Here is a 14372-nt window from a genome sequence, read left to right as displayed (position 1 = left end):
AGAGGGGCAGACAGCCCCTCCGCCCGGTCGACAAGAAACATCCTATCCACCCGAGGCCGCCATGCACCGGATCGACAAACCCGCGCCGCACCTGATCGCATGAGCACCTGGATCACCTCGATCGAGGGCACCGCCGCCGGACATCAGGCGGCGCTGGTCCTCGCCCTCTCCGCCGCATTTCTGCATGCGCTCTTCGGCTCGCTGCAAAAGGGGCGGCTTGATCCCTGGACCAGCCGGGGCATCATGGATGTCTTCATGTTCGCCATGGCGATCCCGGTGGTGCTCTTCCTCGTGCCCGCCCCGCAGGGCGCCGAGTGGCTGCTGGTCCTGGGCGCGGTGCCGATCCACTTCGCCTACAAGGTCGGCATGGCCATGGCCTATACCCGGGGTGCCTATACGGTCGTCTACCCGGTGGTGCGCGGCACCGCGCCGGCCTTCACCGTCCTCGGCGCCTGGATGATCTTTGGCGAGGCCTTCACTCCCGTCCAGATCGCCGGGGTCGCAACCCTGCTGGCAGGGATCTTCGGCCTCGCGCTCTATAACCTGCGCCATATCGTCGTGGCGCGCGACACGCTGGTCCCGGCGCTGGCCTTCGCGGTCGGCACCGGCGCTCTGGTGGCGTTTTATACCACCTATGACGCCCTCGCGATCCGCACCCTGCCGAACCCCTTCACCTTTCTGGCGTGGTTCTTCCTGCTGACAAACCTTGACTTTCCCGCCCTGCTGGCCTGGCGCTGGACCAGCCTGCCGCTGCGCCCGACCGCAACCGAAGTGTTGCGCAATGGCTTCCTCGGGGCGCTGGTGGCCTATGGCTCCTTCGGGTCGGTCATGCTGGCCACGCGCCTCGACAAGGTCGGCGAAGCGGCGGTCCTGCGCGAAACCTCGACCGTCTTTGCCGCCCTGATCGGCTGGCTTGTGCTGAAAGAAACCGTCGGACCGCGGCGAATTGCCCTCATGACATTGATCGCGCTCGGCGCCGTGATAGTAGAGATGGGCGGATGACACAGGAGAGCCACGTGCCCCAGCAGACCAATGTCGACAAGACGCCCCCCCCGGCAAAGACCCCGACAGAGCCACGCAAGATCAGCCCGATCCTCAAACTCGCGCTTGAGCTGGGCCCGGTGATCCTGTTCTTCATCGCCTATATCAAGCTGAAAGATCAGAGCTTTACCCTCAACGGGCGCGACTATGACGGCTTCATCCTGGCCACGGCCGGGTTCGTTCCGCTGATCCTGATCTGCACCGGCATCCTGTGGAAGCTGACAGGCAAGCTGTCGAAAATGCAGATCGTCACTGCCGTGCTGATCACCGTCTTCGGCGGCCTCTCGGTCTGGCTGAACGATGACCGCTTCTTCAAGATGAAACCGACGCTGATCTATCTGATCTTCGGCGGCGCGCTTGGCCTTGGCCTGCTGCGCGGCGAAAGCTGGCTGCAATCGGTGATGGGTGACGTGATGCCCCTCAAACACGAGGGCTGGATGATCATCACCCGCCGCCTCTGCGCCTTCTTCTTCGCGCTGGCGGTGCTGAACGAGGTGATCTGGCGCACCCAAACCACGGATATCTGGGTCTATTTCAAGACCTTCGGCCTGACGGCGGCGATCTTTGTCTTCTTCATGACGCAGAGCAAGGTCCTGAACGCCTACGCCATTGAGGACGACGACAAGCCAAACTGAGCCCGCATGCTCAGATCCTTTCCAAGGGGGTGCCTCAGGGCGCCCCCTTTGCGTTCGGGTCGCGCAAATTTGCCTGTCGTTTCAGCGGGCTGTAGCGCCTGCGACACAACCTGTCGTCGACCTGTCGCTAATGCGCGTCTTTTTCGTGCGCCGCTCTTGAACAGGGGCGCAAAAACGCCGACGGCTGTGCTCCGCACGCTGGCACGCGACGCGCCACAGCAAGGTGATGAGATGACATTTCAGCCTGACTCCACCGCGACTGACCGAGCCGAGCCTGACGCCGCCATGGATCAGCCCGGAGCCAACGGTGCCCAGCACTCCGGTGATCTGCACGCAGACATGGGCCGCTCGGCCCTGCACATCCAAAGCCATATGAAGCGCAGCTGGCCGTTCTACTGGATCTCGCGCGTCAATGCCCGCTACGTGCAGGTGCTGGAGCGCAAGCTCAAGCCCATCGGTCTGGACGTGGCGCGCTGGCGCGTGCTGATTTCGCTCTACGAGGAAGAATACCTCTCGGTCTCGGAAATTTCCGACTTTTCCACCATGCGCCTGAACACCACCACCAAGGTCGTCCAGCGCATGATCGCCGACGATCTGGTGCGCACCCGCGTGCGGGCCACCGATGGCCGCGTGACCGAGGTCTGCCTGACCGCCAAGGGCGATGCCCTGCGCGCCCGTGCCCTCGACGAGGCGACCAAGATCCTTGCCGCAAGTTTTGTGAATGTCTCGGCTGAGGAATTGTCAGCCCTCAACGCCACGATGGAAAAGGTCTTTGCCGAGATTTCGCGCATCTGACCCGGCTCCCTCGGCCATTCCGTCTGTGGGATGATTTACGTGAATATTACCGCTTGACCCAAGGTCATGAGGCTCTCTAAGCTGTGGCAGGCTCAGGAAAGGACCTCTCATGACCGACCAACAGGCTGCCACCCAGGCAGACATCGCCGCGCTGATCACCCGGATCGAGGTGCTTGAGGCCGAGGCCGAGATCCGCCGCATTCAGGCGCGCTACATGTTCCTTTGCGACACCCCGCTGCCCGAATATGGCGTCACGGATGATGCCGCGCGCATTGATCTGATCCTTGAGCTTTACGCACAGGACGCGACCTGGGAAGGCGTCGGGGAATATTACACCAGCCAGTTCGGCAAGCTGGAAGGGGCGGATGCGATCCGCGCGCATTTCCAGAAGTTCTGGGGCGAAAAGAAGGACCCGGCGCTGGTGCTGAACTGCCACTACCTGACGTCCGAGCAGATCTACGTCACCGGCGATACCGCTGAGGGGCAGTGGGTCCACATGCAGCCCTGGCTCTATTCCGACGGCACTGGCCTGCTGCGTTCGTCCCGCCTGAACAACGCCTTCGCGCGTCAGGCCGATGGCCGCTGGAAGATCACCCGCACCCGGACCGAAAACGTCTTTGTCGCGCCGCTGCCGAATGGCTTTGCCAGCGACTATCCCAAGGCCTCGGTGCTGATGAAGCCCTGATCCACGCAAAAGGGGCGGCCCACGCCGCCCCTCCTAAGTCACTCATGTATTGATAGTTCAGCTTTTCTGGCCGAACAGCACCTTGCGCGACTCGGCGGTCTGGTTGGCGCGCAGCTCGGATTTCAGATCCTTGCCCTTTTGCACCGCAGGGCGCGCGGCGACCAGATCCAGCCAGCGCTGCAGGTTCGGCTTGTCCGAGATATCCTGCTGCTGACCTTCCCAGAGGCAGGCCCAGGGCCAGATCGCCATATCCGCGATGGAAAAGAAATCACCTGCCACAAATTCGTTCTGGCTCAGTTGCTTGTCGAGCACGCGGTGCAACCGGCCAACCTCGTTGCGATAGCGGTCCTTGGCATAGGGCAGATCCTGCGGCGGATCCATCTCGGGGGCGTATTTCAGGAAGTGGTGCGCCTGTCCCGCCATCGGGCCAAGGCCGCCCATCTGCCACATCAGCCATTCGTCCACCGCGATGCGGTCGCGCTCGGTCGGGCCGCAGAACTGGCCGGTCTTACGGGCGAGATATTGCAGGATCGCGCCCGACTCGAAAACCGAGATCGGCGCACCGTCCGGCCCCTCGGGGTCGACGATGGCGGGCATCCGGTTGTTGGGGGAAATCTTCAGGAAGTCAGGCTCGAACTGCTCCCCCTTGCCGATGTTGACGGTGTGCACGGTGTAGGGCAGGCCCATTTCCTCCAGCGCGATGGAGATTTTCCAGCCGTTGGGCGTGGGCCAGTAGTACAGGTCGATCGGTTTGGTCTGTGTCGCCATGATGCGGTCTCCTCTTGCTGGGCGCATCATGACGGATTGGCCCCCCAAGGCAAGGGCAGCGACCACAGGCCCGCGCGTGCAGGCATGGGCTTTGGCAGGGTCATGGCGCTCACTTCAGCGTGAAGCGCCGCGCCGCGTGGTCCCATCAGCGCCCGGTAGAGCGGGAATGTGCCGGGCCGCAGGTAGGTCGACCAGTGACAGACCCGCCGCTCCGGTGCCGCGACAGGATAGCCGAGCGTCGCCAGCCCGCTCAGATGCGCCGGATCGTTCAGCCGCAGAGTCGCCAGCCCGGGCAGATCGACCCGCCCCAGAATGGCGTCGTGGGGATGCGGGCTGCCGACCAGCCCGTGCAGCGCCAGATCATAGGCGCTGTTCTCGGCGCTGGTCACATGCAGCAGCCGCGCCCGCCGCCCCGCAGGGCTGTCCAGCGCCGCTTGCGCCGCGCTGGCGTGATCGGCGGCGTTCAGCAGGATCACCCGCGCCAGTGCCCCGACCGGCAGATAGCGCATCGCCGACAGGATCACCCGCGCGCCCAATGAGTGACCGATGGCATGCACCTCGCGCCCCGGATCGCGCGCCTTGAGGGTACGCAGCACCCGCGCCAGCGCGGCACCCGCGACCTCGGCCCCCGCATGGGCCTGCCAGATCGAGCCGCGCGCCTGCCAGCCGAACGCCAGCCCCGACGCGCCAGTGGCGTGGATGCCAAGCGCCTCAGGCCAGCTCGGCGTGCCGGCAAGGCCGCCACCCTGTGCGCGAAAGATGTGATCATGCGGGCAGTGTCCCGGCCGCCCCGGTGCATAGCGAAACCCGTGCACCATGACGATGACCGGCGCGTCGCGCCCGAGAAGGGGCGCCAGCGCCACGTCCGCCGCAGCCTCAGTGCCATGTTCGCGCACCTGTGCGCCCCAGGCGTTCATCCTGATCAAGGCCATTTCACCACGCCCGCTGCCCATCTCCGCTGTCCACGCCCGCTGCCAGATGCCTCTGCATCCTGCCTCAGGCTTGCAAAACGGCCGTGAAGGGCGCGTGACACCACCGTGACGGGGCCATGCCCCGCAGAATGGCTTGACCCGGTTTGGCGGCAGGAGTAATTCGAAGCCCGTGGCGCTTTGTTACCGGATTGCGGGCCACGTTAAACATGCCGCTAAAGAGGTCGAGGATAGGAAACCCCTTTCGCTTGACCGCGTCTGGGGCTTTTTTATGGGCCGCGCCCGGCAGCAGGGCAGGCCCGGAGGGATTGAGATGAGCAACGACTGGAAACCGCGCACGAAACTGGTTCACGGCGGCATCCGCCGCAGCCAGTACAACGAAGTCTCCGAAGCGATCTTTCTGACGCAGGGCTTTGTCTACGACACCGCCGAGCAGGCGCAGGAACGCTTCCGCGAGACCGGCCCGGACGAATTCATCTATGCCCGCTACGGCAACCCCACCGTCGCCATGTTCGAAGACCGCATGGCGATGCTTGAGGGGACCGAGGACGCCTTTGCCACCGCCTCCGGCATGGCCGCCGTCAACGCAGCCCTGATGTCGGTCTGCAAGGCCGGCGATCACGTCGTCGCTGCCAAGGCGCTGTTCGGCTCCTGCCTCTATATCCTGGAAAAGGTGCTGGGCCGCTACGGCGTGGAAATCACGCTGGTCGACGGCACCGACCTCGACGCATGGCGCGCCGCCGTGCGTGACGATACTGTCGCGGTGTTCTTCGAGTCCACGTCGAACCCGACGCTGGAAGTCATCGACATCAAGGGCGTGGCCGAGATCGCCCATGCCCATGGTGCGCTGGTCATCGTCGACAACGTCTTCGCCACCCCGGTCTATTCCAAAGCGGTCGAGCTTGGCGCCGATGTCATCGTCTATTCCGCCACGAAACACATCGACGGGCAGGGCCGGGCGCTCGGCGGCATCATCCTCGGCACGCAAGACTATATCCGCGAAACCCTGATGCCCTACCTCAAGCATTCCGGCGGTGCGCTGTCGCCCTTCAACGCCTGGCTGATGCTCAAGGGGATGGAGACGATCGAGCTGCGCGTCAACGCCCAGAGCGCCAATGCCATTGCCCTGACCGAGGCCCTGCAGGGTCACGCCAAGCTGGCCCGTGTGATCTATCCCGGCCACCCCAGCCACGCGCAATACGATCTGGTGCAGCGCCAGACCAACGGGCAGGGCGGCACCGTCGTCTCCATCGACCTCGCCGGCGGCAAGGAGGCCGCGTTCCGCTTCCTCAACGCGATCACCGTGGGCGTGCTGTCGAACAACCTCGGCGATGCCAAGTCGATCTACACGCACCCCGAAACCACGACCCACTCCAGCCTGACGGACGACCAGCGCGCGGCCTTGGGAATCACCTCCGGGCTTGTGCGAATCTCTCTGGGGATCGAAGATGGCGAAGATATTGTCGCAGATGTTCTGGCCGCACTCGAACAGGCGTAACACGTTGCGCCGCAGTGACCTGTGAAGAGTGTGCCGAATTTGTTTCGGTCTTTAATGATCCGTCCGTGATAGTGCCGCGTAATCATTGTGCGATTGAAAAATGACGCAAGTGGCACCTATATGAAGCGGGTGCCACTTTTGGTGGTCTGCTGCGTTTTTGCGCAGACCCAAGGGGCACGCAGCGAATGGGGGGCGGTATGAATATCCACCTGAACAAGATGAAGCCGGAAACCGAAGAGGCGCGCGCCGCTTTGGATCTTCTGCGCGATTGGGCCGCCAAGGCCAGCGATGAAGAAATCACAGCGCTTGATCCCGCTGTCGCACGTCTGCTGCCCGGGCAGGCGAACTACCCGGTGATGTCGCATGTCTACCCGACCGATTTCGTGTCGGACGAGGCCTATCGCGACACGCTGCCCGACCTGCAGAACGGGCCTGCCAGCCTGATCCGTGGCGCCCGCGCCCAGATCCAGCACGTCGGCATCTCGAACTTCCGTCTGCCGATCCGCTTTCACACCCGCGACGGCGCCGAGCTGATGCTGGAAACCTCCGTCACCGGCTCCGTCAGCCTTGAGGCAGACAAGAAGGGCATCAACATGTCGCGCATCATGCGCAGCTTTTATGCCCACTCCGAAAAATGCTTTTCCTTCAGCGTCATCGAATCCGCGCTGAACGATTACAAATCCGACCTCGAAAGCCTCGACGCCCGCATCATGATGCGCTTTTCCTACCCGGTGAAGATCACCTCGCTGCGCTCCGGTCTGCAGGGCTATCAGTATTACGACATCGCGCTGGAGCTGGTGGACGAGGGCGGCGTGCGCAATCGCTACATGCACCTCGACTACGTCTATTCCTCGACCTGCCCCTGCTCGCTTGAGCTCTCCGAGCATGCCCGCCGCACCCGCAACCAGCTGGCAACGCCGCATTCGCAACGCTCGGTCGCGCGCATCGCCGTGCAGGCCAAGCCGGACGAAGAACGCCTGTGGTTCGAAGACCTGATCGACATGGCCCGCGCTGCCGTGCCGACCGAAACTCAAGTCATGGTAAAGCGCGAAGACGAGCAGGCCTTTGCCGAGCTCAACGCCGCCAACCCGATCTTCGTCGAGGATGCGGCCCGGCTGTTCTGTGAGCAATTGCAGGATGATGTCCGCATCGGTGACTTCCGCGTGGCCGCCAGCCATCAGGAAAGCCTGCACAGCCACGATGCCGTGTCGGTGCTGACGCAGGGGCCGACGTTCCGCACGTCCAGCCTCGACCCCAAGTTCTTCTCGACCCTGCATCACGCAGGCTGAACCAGACCCTTTCCGATGATGGGCGTCCCTTCTTGGAGGCGCCCATTTTTCGTGCAGGGTGGCGCATTTTGCAGCGTGTTCTGGCGCGGCCTCTGAATTGTGCTTACACTCCGACAGCTGCTTGATAAAACTGCCCCTGACGGAGGGACGCCACCATCAATGCCGACGCGAAAGACCTGCGCCCGCTCGCGATGCGCCAACCCCGTGCCCGCGGGACACTGCGGCTGTCTGCACGGCCCGGTGCGCGCATTCGTGATCTGCATCAGTCCGGTTCCCTCAAGGCTCTGTTTCCCGCCTCGCGCCACGGCGCGTTGAACGCGGTCTTCCTCAACACCTCCGGCGGCGTGACGGGCGGCGATCAGTACCAGATTTCCGCCGAGGCGCTGCCCGATGCTGCCCTCGTGCTGACCTCGCAGGCGGCTGAACGCCTCTACCGCGCCCAGCCCACGGAAACCGGCCGCCTCGACATCCACCTCAAGGTGGGGCAGGGCGCTCGCCTCGACTGGCTGCCACAGGAAACCATCCTGTTTGACGCCGCCCGCGTGGTGCGCCGCTTTGATGTCGACCTCGCCCCCGGGGCCCGTTTTCTGGCGGTCGAGCCTCTGATCTCGGGTCGCCTCGCCATGGGCGAATACGTCCACTCCGGCACGCTGACCGACCACTGGCGCCTCCGCCGCGACGGCCAGCTGATCTTCGCGGACACCTTCCGCCTCTCTGGTGATATCGACGCAAAGCTCGCCCGCCCCGCCGTTGCCGGTGGCAACCGCGCCGTCGCCGCGCTGATCTTCGCCGCCCCCGAGGCCGAGGCGTTGCTGCCCGCCATCCGCGATCTGCTCGGCCCCCTTGGCGGGGCCAGCCTGATCCTCCCCGATCTTCTCTTCGCCCGGATCGCCGCCCCCGACGGGTTCGAGCTGCGCAAGCGTCTCATTCCCGCCATCACCCGGCTCTCCGGCCAAGACATCCCAAGGACCTGGACGCTCTGACATGCAACTGACCCCCAGAGAAAAAGACAAACTGCTGATCGCCATGGCTGCCGAGGTGGCGCGCAAGCGCCTCGCCCGTGGGGTCAAGCTCAACTACCCCGAGGCGATCGCCCTGATCACCGACGCCGTGGTTGAAGGCGCCCGCGATGGCCGCACCGTGGCCGAGATGATGGAGGCCGGTGCGCAGGTCATCACCGTTGAACAGTGTATGTCCGGCATCCCCGAGATGATCCACGAAGTGCAGGTCGAGGCGACGTTCCCCGATGGCACCAAACTGGTCACCGTCCACAATCCGATCCGTTAAGTCCCCCTGAATGAGAGGCCCGCGCGTATGAGATTTATCGACACCCTGCTGAGGCTTCTTGGCCTGCACCCCCAGCCCGCGCTGACCCCCGTGCGTGCCGCTCAGCGCACGCCCCAGCCGTGGGAGCGCCGCAGATGATCCCGGGAGAGCTGTTCCCCGCCGCCGGCACCCTGACCCTGAATGAGGGCGCGACCCAGATCACCGTGATGGTCGCCAACACCGGCGACCGCCCCGTGCAGGTCGGCAGCCACTACCACTTTGCCGAGGCGAACTTTGCCCTCGATTTCGACCGCACAGCGACACGCGGCATGCGCCTCGACATCGCGGCGGGCACGGCGGTGCGCTTTGAACCCGGTCAGCGGCGCGAAGTGCATCTGATCCCGTTCTCCGGCGACCGAAAGATCTACGGCTTCAATCAGCAGGTGATGGGCGCGCTGTAACGCGCCCATCACCTGACACGACACCGGAAACGCCACTTATAGCGGAGCACGACCATGATGGACCCGACACAGCTGATGATGCGGCAGGCAACCCTGATGCAGACGATGATGTTTGGCACAGTGCGGCTGGCCGACTGGCCGTTCCGCTTTATGCGGGCTTATCTGAACGCGCCCCGCGATATGGCCGGGGTCGTGGCGCAGAGCATCGCCGCCGAGGTGAGCCCCGCCGAACCCGCCGCCCCGAAAGCGCCCGCCAAACGCCAGCCTGCGACGCGCAAGCCCGCGACCCGCAAATCGGCCTCGCGCACCCGCGCGACCCCGACAGCCCGCGCCGTGCCACCCGCCAGCGCGCCCAAGGCAGCCGAAGCCGCACCCGTCGCCGAAACGCAGCCCGAGGTTCAGACGCCTCCCGCCGCCAAGACGCCCGCGAAGGCCCCGGCCAAGGCAAAGGCCCCGGCCAAGCCGAAAGCCGTAGCCCCGGCCAAGGCTGAAACGCCTGCTTCCGCCAAAGCCCCGGTGCAGGCTCCGACGCCTGCCGCCGCCGCCAAAGCCCCTGCCGAGCCGCAACCGACCGTCGAAGCCAAAGCCGCGCCGGAGGCCAAAGCCGCCCCCGAAGCCGCAGCGGCCCCCGAACTCAAAGCCGTGCCCGAAGCCACACCGGCCCCCGAGGCTAAAGCCACCCCCGACACCCAAACACCACTCGAGGCCGCCAAGCCGACGACGCGCCCGCCTGCCACGCCGCCCGCAATGCCGCCGAAGGCCCCTGCGCCTGAGAGTGACCCAAAGGCCTAGGCTCCGCCCACTCTGCCGCGTCGTTTTTCGCACCGCCCGGTTACCGCCCCGATACCGACCAGATACCGACGTGCCAAATCACGTCCTCCGATGACTTCTCAGGAGCCTTGAATGCCCACCCAGATCTCCCGCGCCGACTACGCCGCGATGTTCGGCCCCACCACCGGCGACCGCCTGCGCCTCGCCGATACCGACCTCATCATCGAGGTCGAGCGTGACCTGACCGCCGAACGCGCGGCTCTGGGCGGAGGCGGCAACGGCCCGCTCTATGGCGAGGAGGTCAAGTTCGGCGGTGGCAAGGTGATCCGTGACGGCATGGGCCAATCGCAGCGCACCCGGGCCGAGGGCGCGGTCGATACCGTGATCACCAATGCGCTGATCGTCGACCACTCCGGCATCTACAAGGCCGACGTCGGGCTGCGTGACGGGCGCATCCACAAGATCGGCAAGGCGGGCAACCCCGACACCCAGCCCGGCGTCGACATCGTGGTCGGTCCCGGCACCGAAGTTATTGCCTGCGAAGGGAAAATTCTGACCGCTGGCGGGTTCGACAGCCACATCCACTTCATCTGCCCGCAGCAGATCGAGGACGCCCTGCACTCCGGTCTGACGACCATGCTGGGAGGCGGCACCGGCCCCGCGCATGGCACGCTGGCCACCACCGTCACCCCCGGCCCGTGGCATATGGAACGCATGATGCAGGCGGCCGACGCCTTCCCGATGAACCTCGCCTTTGCGGGCAAGGGCAACGCCTCGCTCCCTGCCGCGTTGGAGGAACAGATCCGGGCCGGGGCCTGCTCGCTGAAGCTGCACGAGGACTGGGGCACCACCCCCGCGACCATCGACTGCTGCCTCACCGTGGCCGATGAATACGACGTGCAGGTGATGATCCACACCGACACGTTGAACGAATCCGGCTTTGTCGAGAATACCGTCAAGGCCATGAAAGGACGCACAATTCACGCCTTTCATACCGAGGGCGCAGGCGGCGGTCACGCCCCCGACATCATCAAGATCTGCGGCGAGGAACACGTCCTGCCGTCCTCCACCAACCCCACGCGCCCCTTCACCCGCAACACGATTGACGAGCATCTGGATATGCTCATGGTCTGTCACCACCTCGACAAATCCATCCCCGAGGACGTCGCCTTCGCCGAAAGCCGCATCCGCCGTGAGACGATCGCCGCCGAGGATATCCTGCACGACATGGGTGCCTTTTCGATCATCGCGTCCGACAGTCAGGCCATGGGCCGCGTCGGCGAAGTGCTGATCCGCACCTGGCAAACCGCTGACAAGATGAAGAAACAGCGCGGCCGTCTGCCGGAAGAGACCGGCGACAACGACAACTTCCGCGTCCGTCGCTATATCGCGAAATACACCATCAACCCGGCGATTGCCCATGGTCTCAGCCATCAGATCGGCTCCATCGCTGAGGGCAAGCGCGCCGATCTGGTGATGTGGAGCCCGGCCTTCTTCGGCGTCAAACCTGAGATGATCCTGCTCGGCGGCTCTATCGTCGCGGCGCAGATGGGTGATCCCAACGCCTCGATCCCGACGCCGCAGCCGGTCTACACCCGCCCGATGTTCGGCGCCTATGGCCGGGCGGTGGAAAACTCCGCCGTGGTCTTCGTCTCGGCGGCGGCTCAGGCAGAGGGGGTGCGCGAACGCTACGGCCTCGCCAAGCAGACGGTCGCCGTGCTGAACACCCGCAACATCACCAAGCGTGATCTGATCCTCAACGACGCCCTGCCCAAGATCGAGGTCAATCCCGAGACCTATGAGGTGCGCGCCGACGGCGTGCTGCTGACCTGCGAACCTGCCACCGAACTGCCCATGGCACAGCGCTATTTCCTGTTCTGATCCAGTATGTTGCGTAGTGTTTTAACCAGTGCGGCGCTTGCCCTGTCCGCCAGCGCCGCGCTGGCGGATTGCCCTGTGTCCGGCGACCTGATCCGTGGTATCGCGCTCTCTGCGCCCGGTGCCGCGCCCGGCTATCTCGATGTCTACTACGGCGCCGGTCCGGGCATCGTCAGCTTTTTCGCGCTGGAGGATGGCCGCGTCACCTATCAGGAAACCGATGCCCATGGCCTCTATATCCTGACCTCGCTGGATCTCTTCGATGGGCCGCTCAACACGGATTCCTACACCTATTCCGGCGGCCTCGCCGAGCTGCCGAAACCGTCGCCGGGCATCACCTGGTCGGCGGTGGTCAAACGCTCTGCCAACGGAGAGACCAGCAGCGCCCGCCACAGCTATGCGTTCGCCGAGGCGACCCAGCTGGTGATCGGAGCCTGCACCTACACCGCGATTCCCGCCGATGTGCGGGTCGAGGGCGAGGATGGCCCGATCAGCCACGCGATCATGTACTACCTGCCAGAGCTGGGAATTTCTGTACTCTATGCCACTGATATTGATGGGGAAATGAATGTCATCTTTCAGTCTGACCGGATCGGATACGCCGATGACCTGCTGGACCGGGCAGGGCAATAGGGTGCGCGCCACAGGGGCGGCCACCGCGCGCCACACCAAAGGCGCGGATCACCAAAGTGTTGCAAACACGTTTATGCCGGTCTCTGCTGCGTTGCAGCAAACGCATGGCGGTAATGAAGGATTGAACGTAGTCATGGCGCAAGAGCTGACCTATTTCATTGAGCAAGGGTTCAAACCACAACCAACGCTTAATGAGGTACAACATGGCTTCCGTAACCAGCAACATCTCCGCACAATCCACCGGCTTTTCCGGCAAACTGAACAGCTTCTTCAGCGCCGTCTCCACCGGCCTGGTCGCCTATATGGAACGTCGCAGCCGGTCCGAAGTGATCGCCCGTCTGAACGCCAAATCCGACGCCGAGCTGGCCAAACTGGGCATCAAGCGCGACGAGATCCCGGCCTACGTCTTCCGCGATCTGTTCTACGTCTGATCTCACAAACGACGACCCGCGTTGGTGATGGTCCGAGGGCTGCGGCATGATCCGCGCCCTCACCGCCCTGCGCGCAAGCGACATCGCAGCATCGGCCCGCATCGCGGACCATGTGACACTGGATTATGAGGCGCGCTTTATCCGGCGCAAGGGCCTGACCACGGATGGCGGCGACCGCCTTGTGGCCGACCTGGCCCAGACGATATCCCTCGACGATGGCGATGCCCTTCAGCTTGAAGATGGCCGCCTCGTGGGGATCCGCGCCGCCGCCGAGCCGCTGTTGCGCGTCAGCGGGCCTGAACTGGCCCGCCTCGCCTGGCACATCGGAAATCGCCACACCCCCTGTCAGATCTTTGCCGACCATCTGCTGATCCGTCAGGACAAGGTGATCGCGACCATGCTCGCCCATCTCGGCGCACAGATCGACGCCATTGAAGCGCCCTTCATCCCCGAAGGCGGCGCCTATGGCCATGGGCGCACCCATGCCCATGAGCACGGCAATACCCTGAACGATGGCGGGGCGCAGCCCCACGCGCACAACCATGGCGACGGCCATTCTCATGACCATGCACACGAGCACGATCACGCGCACCCGCACGCGCATCCGCACGACCACACCCACGCGCATCCGCACGATCCTGACCACCCCAATGATCACTGACCCCGCGCTGACCCTGCATCGCTGGCTCTCGCCCAGCTATCCCGTTGGTGCCTTTGCCTATTCCCACGGGATCGAGGGCGCGGTGGCCGAGGGCTGGGTCCACGACACCCCCAGCACTGCGGACTGGATTCGCGATGTCCTCAGCCACGGGGCAGGGCACAACGATGCGATCCTGCTGGCCGCCGCCTACCACGCGACGCCGGAAACTCTGCCCGAGATTGCCGAGCTTGCCACGGCGCTGGCCCCCTCGGCCTCGCGCCGCACCGAGACGCTGCAGCAGGGCGCGGCCTTTGCTGCGACCACCGCTGCGGTGCACGACCTCGACATCCCCTCGATGCCCTACCCGGTGCCCCTTGGCCGCGCGGCCCGCCTGATGGATCTGCCGCTTGAGCTGACGCTGCGCCTGTTCCTGCAGGCCTTCGCTGCCAACCTCACCTCGGCCGCGATCCGGCTGGTGCCGCTGGGTCAGACCGACGGCCAGCGCATCCAGCTCAGCCTGCAGCCCCTGTGCGAAGCGCTGGCGCATGAGGCCCTGCCGGGCGATCTCGACTCCCTTGGCAGCTGTGCGCTATTGTCCGACATTGCAGCGATGCGACAGGAAGCCCTGACCACCCGGCTTTTCCGCTCATGA

General features: G+C 64.7%; 17 protein-coding genes and 1 riboswitch. Of the genes, 15 read left to right on the top strand and 2 right to left on the bottom strand.

Annotated features, from left to right (window positions below; all coding sequences use genetic code 11):
* Window positions 1-99: 99 nt before the first annotated feature.
* The 4 genes from F3W81_RS09700 (at window position 100) to F3W81_RS09685 (ending at window position 3156) form a co-directional block, all read left to right on the top strand.
* Window positions 100-1002 carry a DMT family transporter gene (locus F3W81_RS09700; RefSeq protein WP_193083378.1) on the top strand — a complete coding sequence of 301 codons (903 nt, stop codon included), beginning with the start codon at window positions 100-102 and terminating at the stop codon, window positions 1000-1002.
* Window positions 1003-1016: 14 nt separating this feature from the next.
* The gene (locus F3W81_RS09695; RefSeq protein WP_226941935.1) at window positions 1017-1676 is read left to right on the top strand and encodes an inner membrane-spanning protein YciB; all 660 of its coding nucleotides are present in this window, start codon (window positions 1017-1019) and stop codon (window positions 1674-1676) included.
* A 231-nt stretch (window positions 1677-1907) separates the two neighbouring features.
* Window positions 1908-2471 carry a MarR family winged helix-turn-helix transcriptional regulator gene (locus tag F3W81_RS09690; RefSeq protein WP_226941934.1) on the top strand — a complete coding sequence of 188 codons (564 nt, stop codon included), beginning with the start codon at window positions 1908-1910 and terminating at the stop codon, window positions 2469-2471.
* Window positions 2472-2580: 109 nt separating this feature from the next.
* Window positions 2581-3156 (top strand): nuclear transport factor 2 family protein, encoded by a 576-nt coding sequence (locus tag F3W81_RS09685; protein ID WP_193083376.1) that lies wholly within the window; start codon window positions 2581-2583, stop codon window positions 3154-3156.
* Window positions 3157-3213: 57 nt separating this feature from the next.
* On the opposite strand, the gene F3W81_RS09680 is transcribed toward F3W81_RS09685, so the two are convergent.
* Together F3W81_RS09680 and F3W81_RS09675 are read right to left on the bottom strand one after the other, a co-directional pair.
* The gene (locus F3W81_RS09680; RefSeq protein WP_193083375.1) at window positions 3214-3924 is read right to left on the bottom strand and encodes a glutathione S-transferase N-terminal domain-containing protein; all 711 of its coding nucleotides are present in this window, start codon (window positions 3922-3924) and stop codon (window positions 3214-3216) included.
* 26 nt (window positions 3925-3950) lie between these two features.
* Window positions 3951-4856 (bottom strand): alpha/beta hydrolase, encoded by a 906-nt coding sequence (locus F3W81_RS09675; protein WP_193083374.1) that lies wholly within the window; start codon window positions 4854-4856, stop codon window positions 3951-3953.
* Window positions 4857-5015: 159 nt separating this feature from the next.
* Window positions 5016-5093, top strand: a riboswitch (SAM riboswitch).
* 73 nt (window positions 5094-5166) lie between these two features.
* Here F3W81_RS09675 and metZ point away from each other — a divergent pair.
* From metZ to F3W81_RS09620, 11 genes are all read left to right on the top strand, one after another.
* The gene (gene metZ / locus F3W81_RS09670) at window positions 5167-6351 is read left to right on the top strand and encodes an O-succinylhomoserine sulfhydrylase (RefSeq protein WP_193083373.1); all 1185 of its coding nucleotides are present in this window, start codon (window positions 5167-5169) and stop codon (window positions 6349-6351) included.
* Window positions 6352-6548: 197 nt separating this feature from the next.
* Entirely contained in the window at window positions 6549-7640 is a 1092-nt protein-coding gene (gene folE2, locus F3W81_RS09665) for a GTP cyclohydrolase FolE2 (RefSeq protein WP_193083372.1), read from the top strand.
* Window positions 7641-7831: 191 nt separating this feature from the next.
* Window positions 7832-8623 carry an urease accessory protein UreD gene (locus F3W81_RS09660; RefSeq protein WP_193083371.1) on the top strand — a complete coding sequence of 264 codons (792 nt, stop codon included), beginning with the start codon at window positions 7832-7834 and terminating at the stop codon, window positions 8621-8623.
* Between the two features lies 1 nt (window position 8624).
* On the top strand, window positions 8625-8927 hold the full coding sequence (locus F3W81_RS09655; protein ID WP_193083370.1) for an urease subunit gamma: 303 nt from the start codon (window positions 8625-8627) through the stop codon (window positions 8925-8927).
* Window positions 8928-9061: 134 nt separating this feature from the next.
* Window positions 9062-9367: an urease subunit beta gene (locus F3W81_RS09650; RefSeq protein ID WP_193083369.1), complete on the top strand. Its 306-nt coding sequence runs from the start codon at window positions 9062-9064 to the stop codon at window positions 9365-9367.
* A 54-nt stretch (window positions 9368-9421) separates the two neighbouring features.
* A complete protein-coding gene (locus F3W81_RS09645; protein ID WP_193083368.1) occupies window positions 9422-10159 on the top strand; it encodes a hypothetical protein in 738 nt (245 codons plus the stop codon).
* Window positions 10160-10270: 111 nt separating this feature from the next.
* Window positions 10271-12019, top strand: coding sequence for an urease subunit alpha (gene ureC / locus F3W81_RS09640; protein WP_193083367.1), 1749 nt, complete (start codon window positions 10271-10273; stop codon window positions 12017-12019).
* 6 nt (window positions 12020-12025) lie between these two features.
* The gene (locus tag F3W81_RS09635; RefSeq protein WP_193083366.1) at window positions 12026-12649 is read left to right on the top strand and encodes a hypothetical protein; all 624 of its coding nucleotides are present in this window, start codon (window positions 12026-12028) and stop codon (window positions 12647-12649) included.
* 203 nt (window positions 12650-12852) lie between these two features.
* Window positions 12853-13080 carry a hypothetical protein gene (locus F3W81_RS09630; protein ID WP_193083365.1) on the top strand — a complete coding sequence of 76 codons (228 nt, stop codon included), beginning with the start codon at window positions 12853-12855 and terminating at the stop codon, window positions 13078-13080.
* A gap of 46 nt (window positions 13081-13126) precedes the next feature.
* Complete coding sequence (locus tag F3W81_RS09625; RefSeq protein WP_193083364.1) at window positions 13127-13741, top strand: urease accessory protein UreE; 615 nt, start codon at window positions 13127-13129, stop codon at window positions 13739-13741.
* On the top strand, window positions 13641-14372 hold the full coding sequence (locus F3W81_RS09620) for an urease accessory protein UreF (RefSeq protein WP_319022311.1): 732 nt from the start codon (window positions 13641-13643) through the stop codon (window positions 14370-14372). The genes F3W81_RS09625 and F3W81_RS09620 overlap by 101 nt, the downstream gene beginning before the upstream one ends.

The sequence above is a fragment of the Pseudooceanicola spongiae genome (genome assembly GCF_014899185.1).
Classification (GTDB): Bacteria; Pseudomonadota; Alphaproteobacteria; order Rhodobacterales; family Rhodobacteraceae; genus Pseudooceanicola; species Pseudooceanicola spongiae.
The sequence above is the reverse complement of the archived record's forward strand: the minus strand, read 5'-3'. Positions and strand labels throughout refer to the sequence as shown.

Coding starts and splice junctions, on each gene's coding strand:
- F3W81_RS09700 (WP_193083378.1), top strand. CDS start 100: ATGAGCACCTGGATCACCTCGATCGAGGGCACCGCCGCCGGACATCAG.
- F3W81_RS09690 (WP_226941934.1), top strand. CDS start 1,908: ATGACATTTCAGCCTGACTCCACCGCGACTGACCGAGCCGAGCCTGAC.
- F3W81_RS09685 (WP_193083376.1), top strand. CDS start 2,581: ATGACCGACCAACAGGCTGCCACCCAGGCAGACATCGCCGCGCTGATC.
- F3W81_RS09680 (WP_193083375.1), bottom strand. CDS start 3,924: ATGGCGACACAGACCAAACCGATCGACCTGTACTACTGGCCCACGCCC.
- F3W81_RS09675 (WP_193083374.1), bottom strand. CDS start 4,856: ATGGCCTTGATCAGGATGAACGCCTGGGGCGCACAGGTGCGCGAACAT.
- metZ (WP_193083373.1), top strand. CDS start 5,167: ATGAGCAACGACTGGAAACCGCGCACGAAACTGGTTCACGGCGGCATC.
- folE2 (WP_193083372.1), top strand. CDS start 6,549: ATGAATATCCACCTGAACAAGATGAAGCCGGAAACCGAAGAGGCGCGC.
- F3W81_RS09660 (WP_193083371.1), top strand. CDS start 7,832: ATGCGCCAACCCCGTGCCCGCGGGACACTGCGGCTGTCTGCACGGCCC.
- F3W81_RS09655 (WP_193083370.1), top strand. CDS start 8,625: ATGCAACTGACCCCCAGAGAAAAAGACAAACTGCTGATCGCCATGGCT.
- F3W81_RS09650 (WP_193083369.1), top strand. CDS start 9,062: ATGATCCCGGGAGAGCTGTTCCCCGCCGCCGGCACCCTGACCCTGAAT.
- F3W81_RS09645 (WP_193083368.1), top strand. CDS start 9,422: ATGATGGACCCGACACAGCTGATGATGCGGCAGGCAACCCTGATGCAG.
- ureC (WP_193083367.1), top strand. CDS start 10,271: ATGCCCACCCAGATCTCCCGCGCCGACTACGCCGCGATGTTCGGCCCC.
- F3W81_RS09635 (WP_193083366.1), top strand. CDS start 12,026: ATGTTGCGTAGTGTTTTAACCAGTGCGGCGCTTGCCCTGTCCGCCAGC.
- F3W81_RS09630 (WP_193083365.1), top strand. CDS start 12,853: ATGGCTTCCGTAACCAGCAACATCTCCGCACAATCCACCGGCTTTTCC.
- F3W81_RS09625 (WP_193083364.1), top strand. CDS start 13,127: ATGATCCGCGCCCTCACCGCCCTGCGCGCAAGCGACATCGCAGCATCG.
- F3W81_RS09620 (WP_319022311.1), top strand. CDS start 13,641: ATGACCATGCACACGAGCACGATCACGCGCACCCGCACGCGCATCCGC.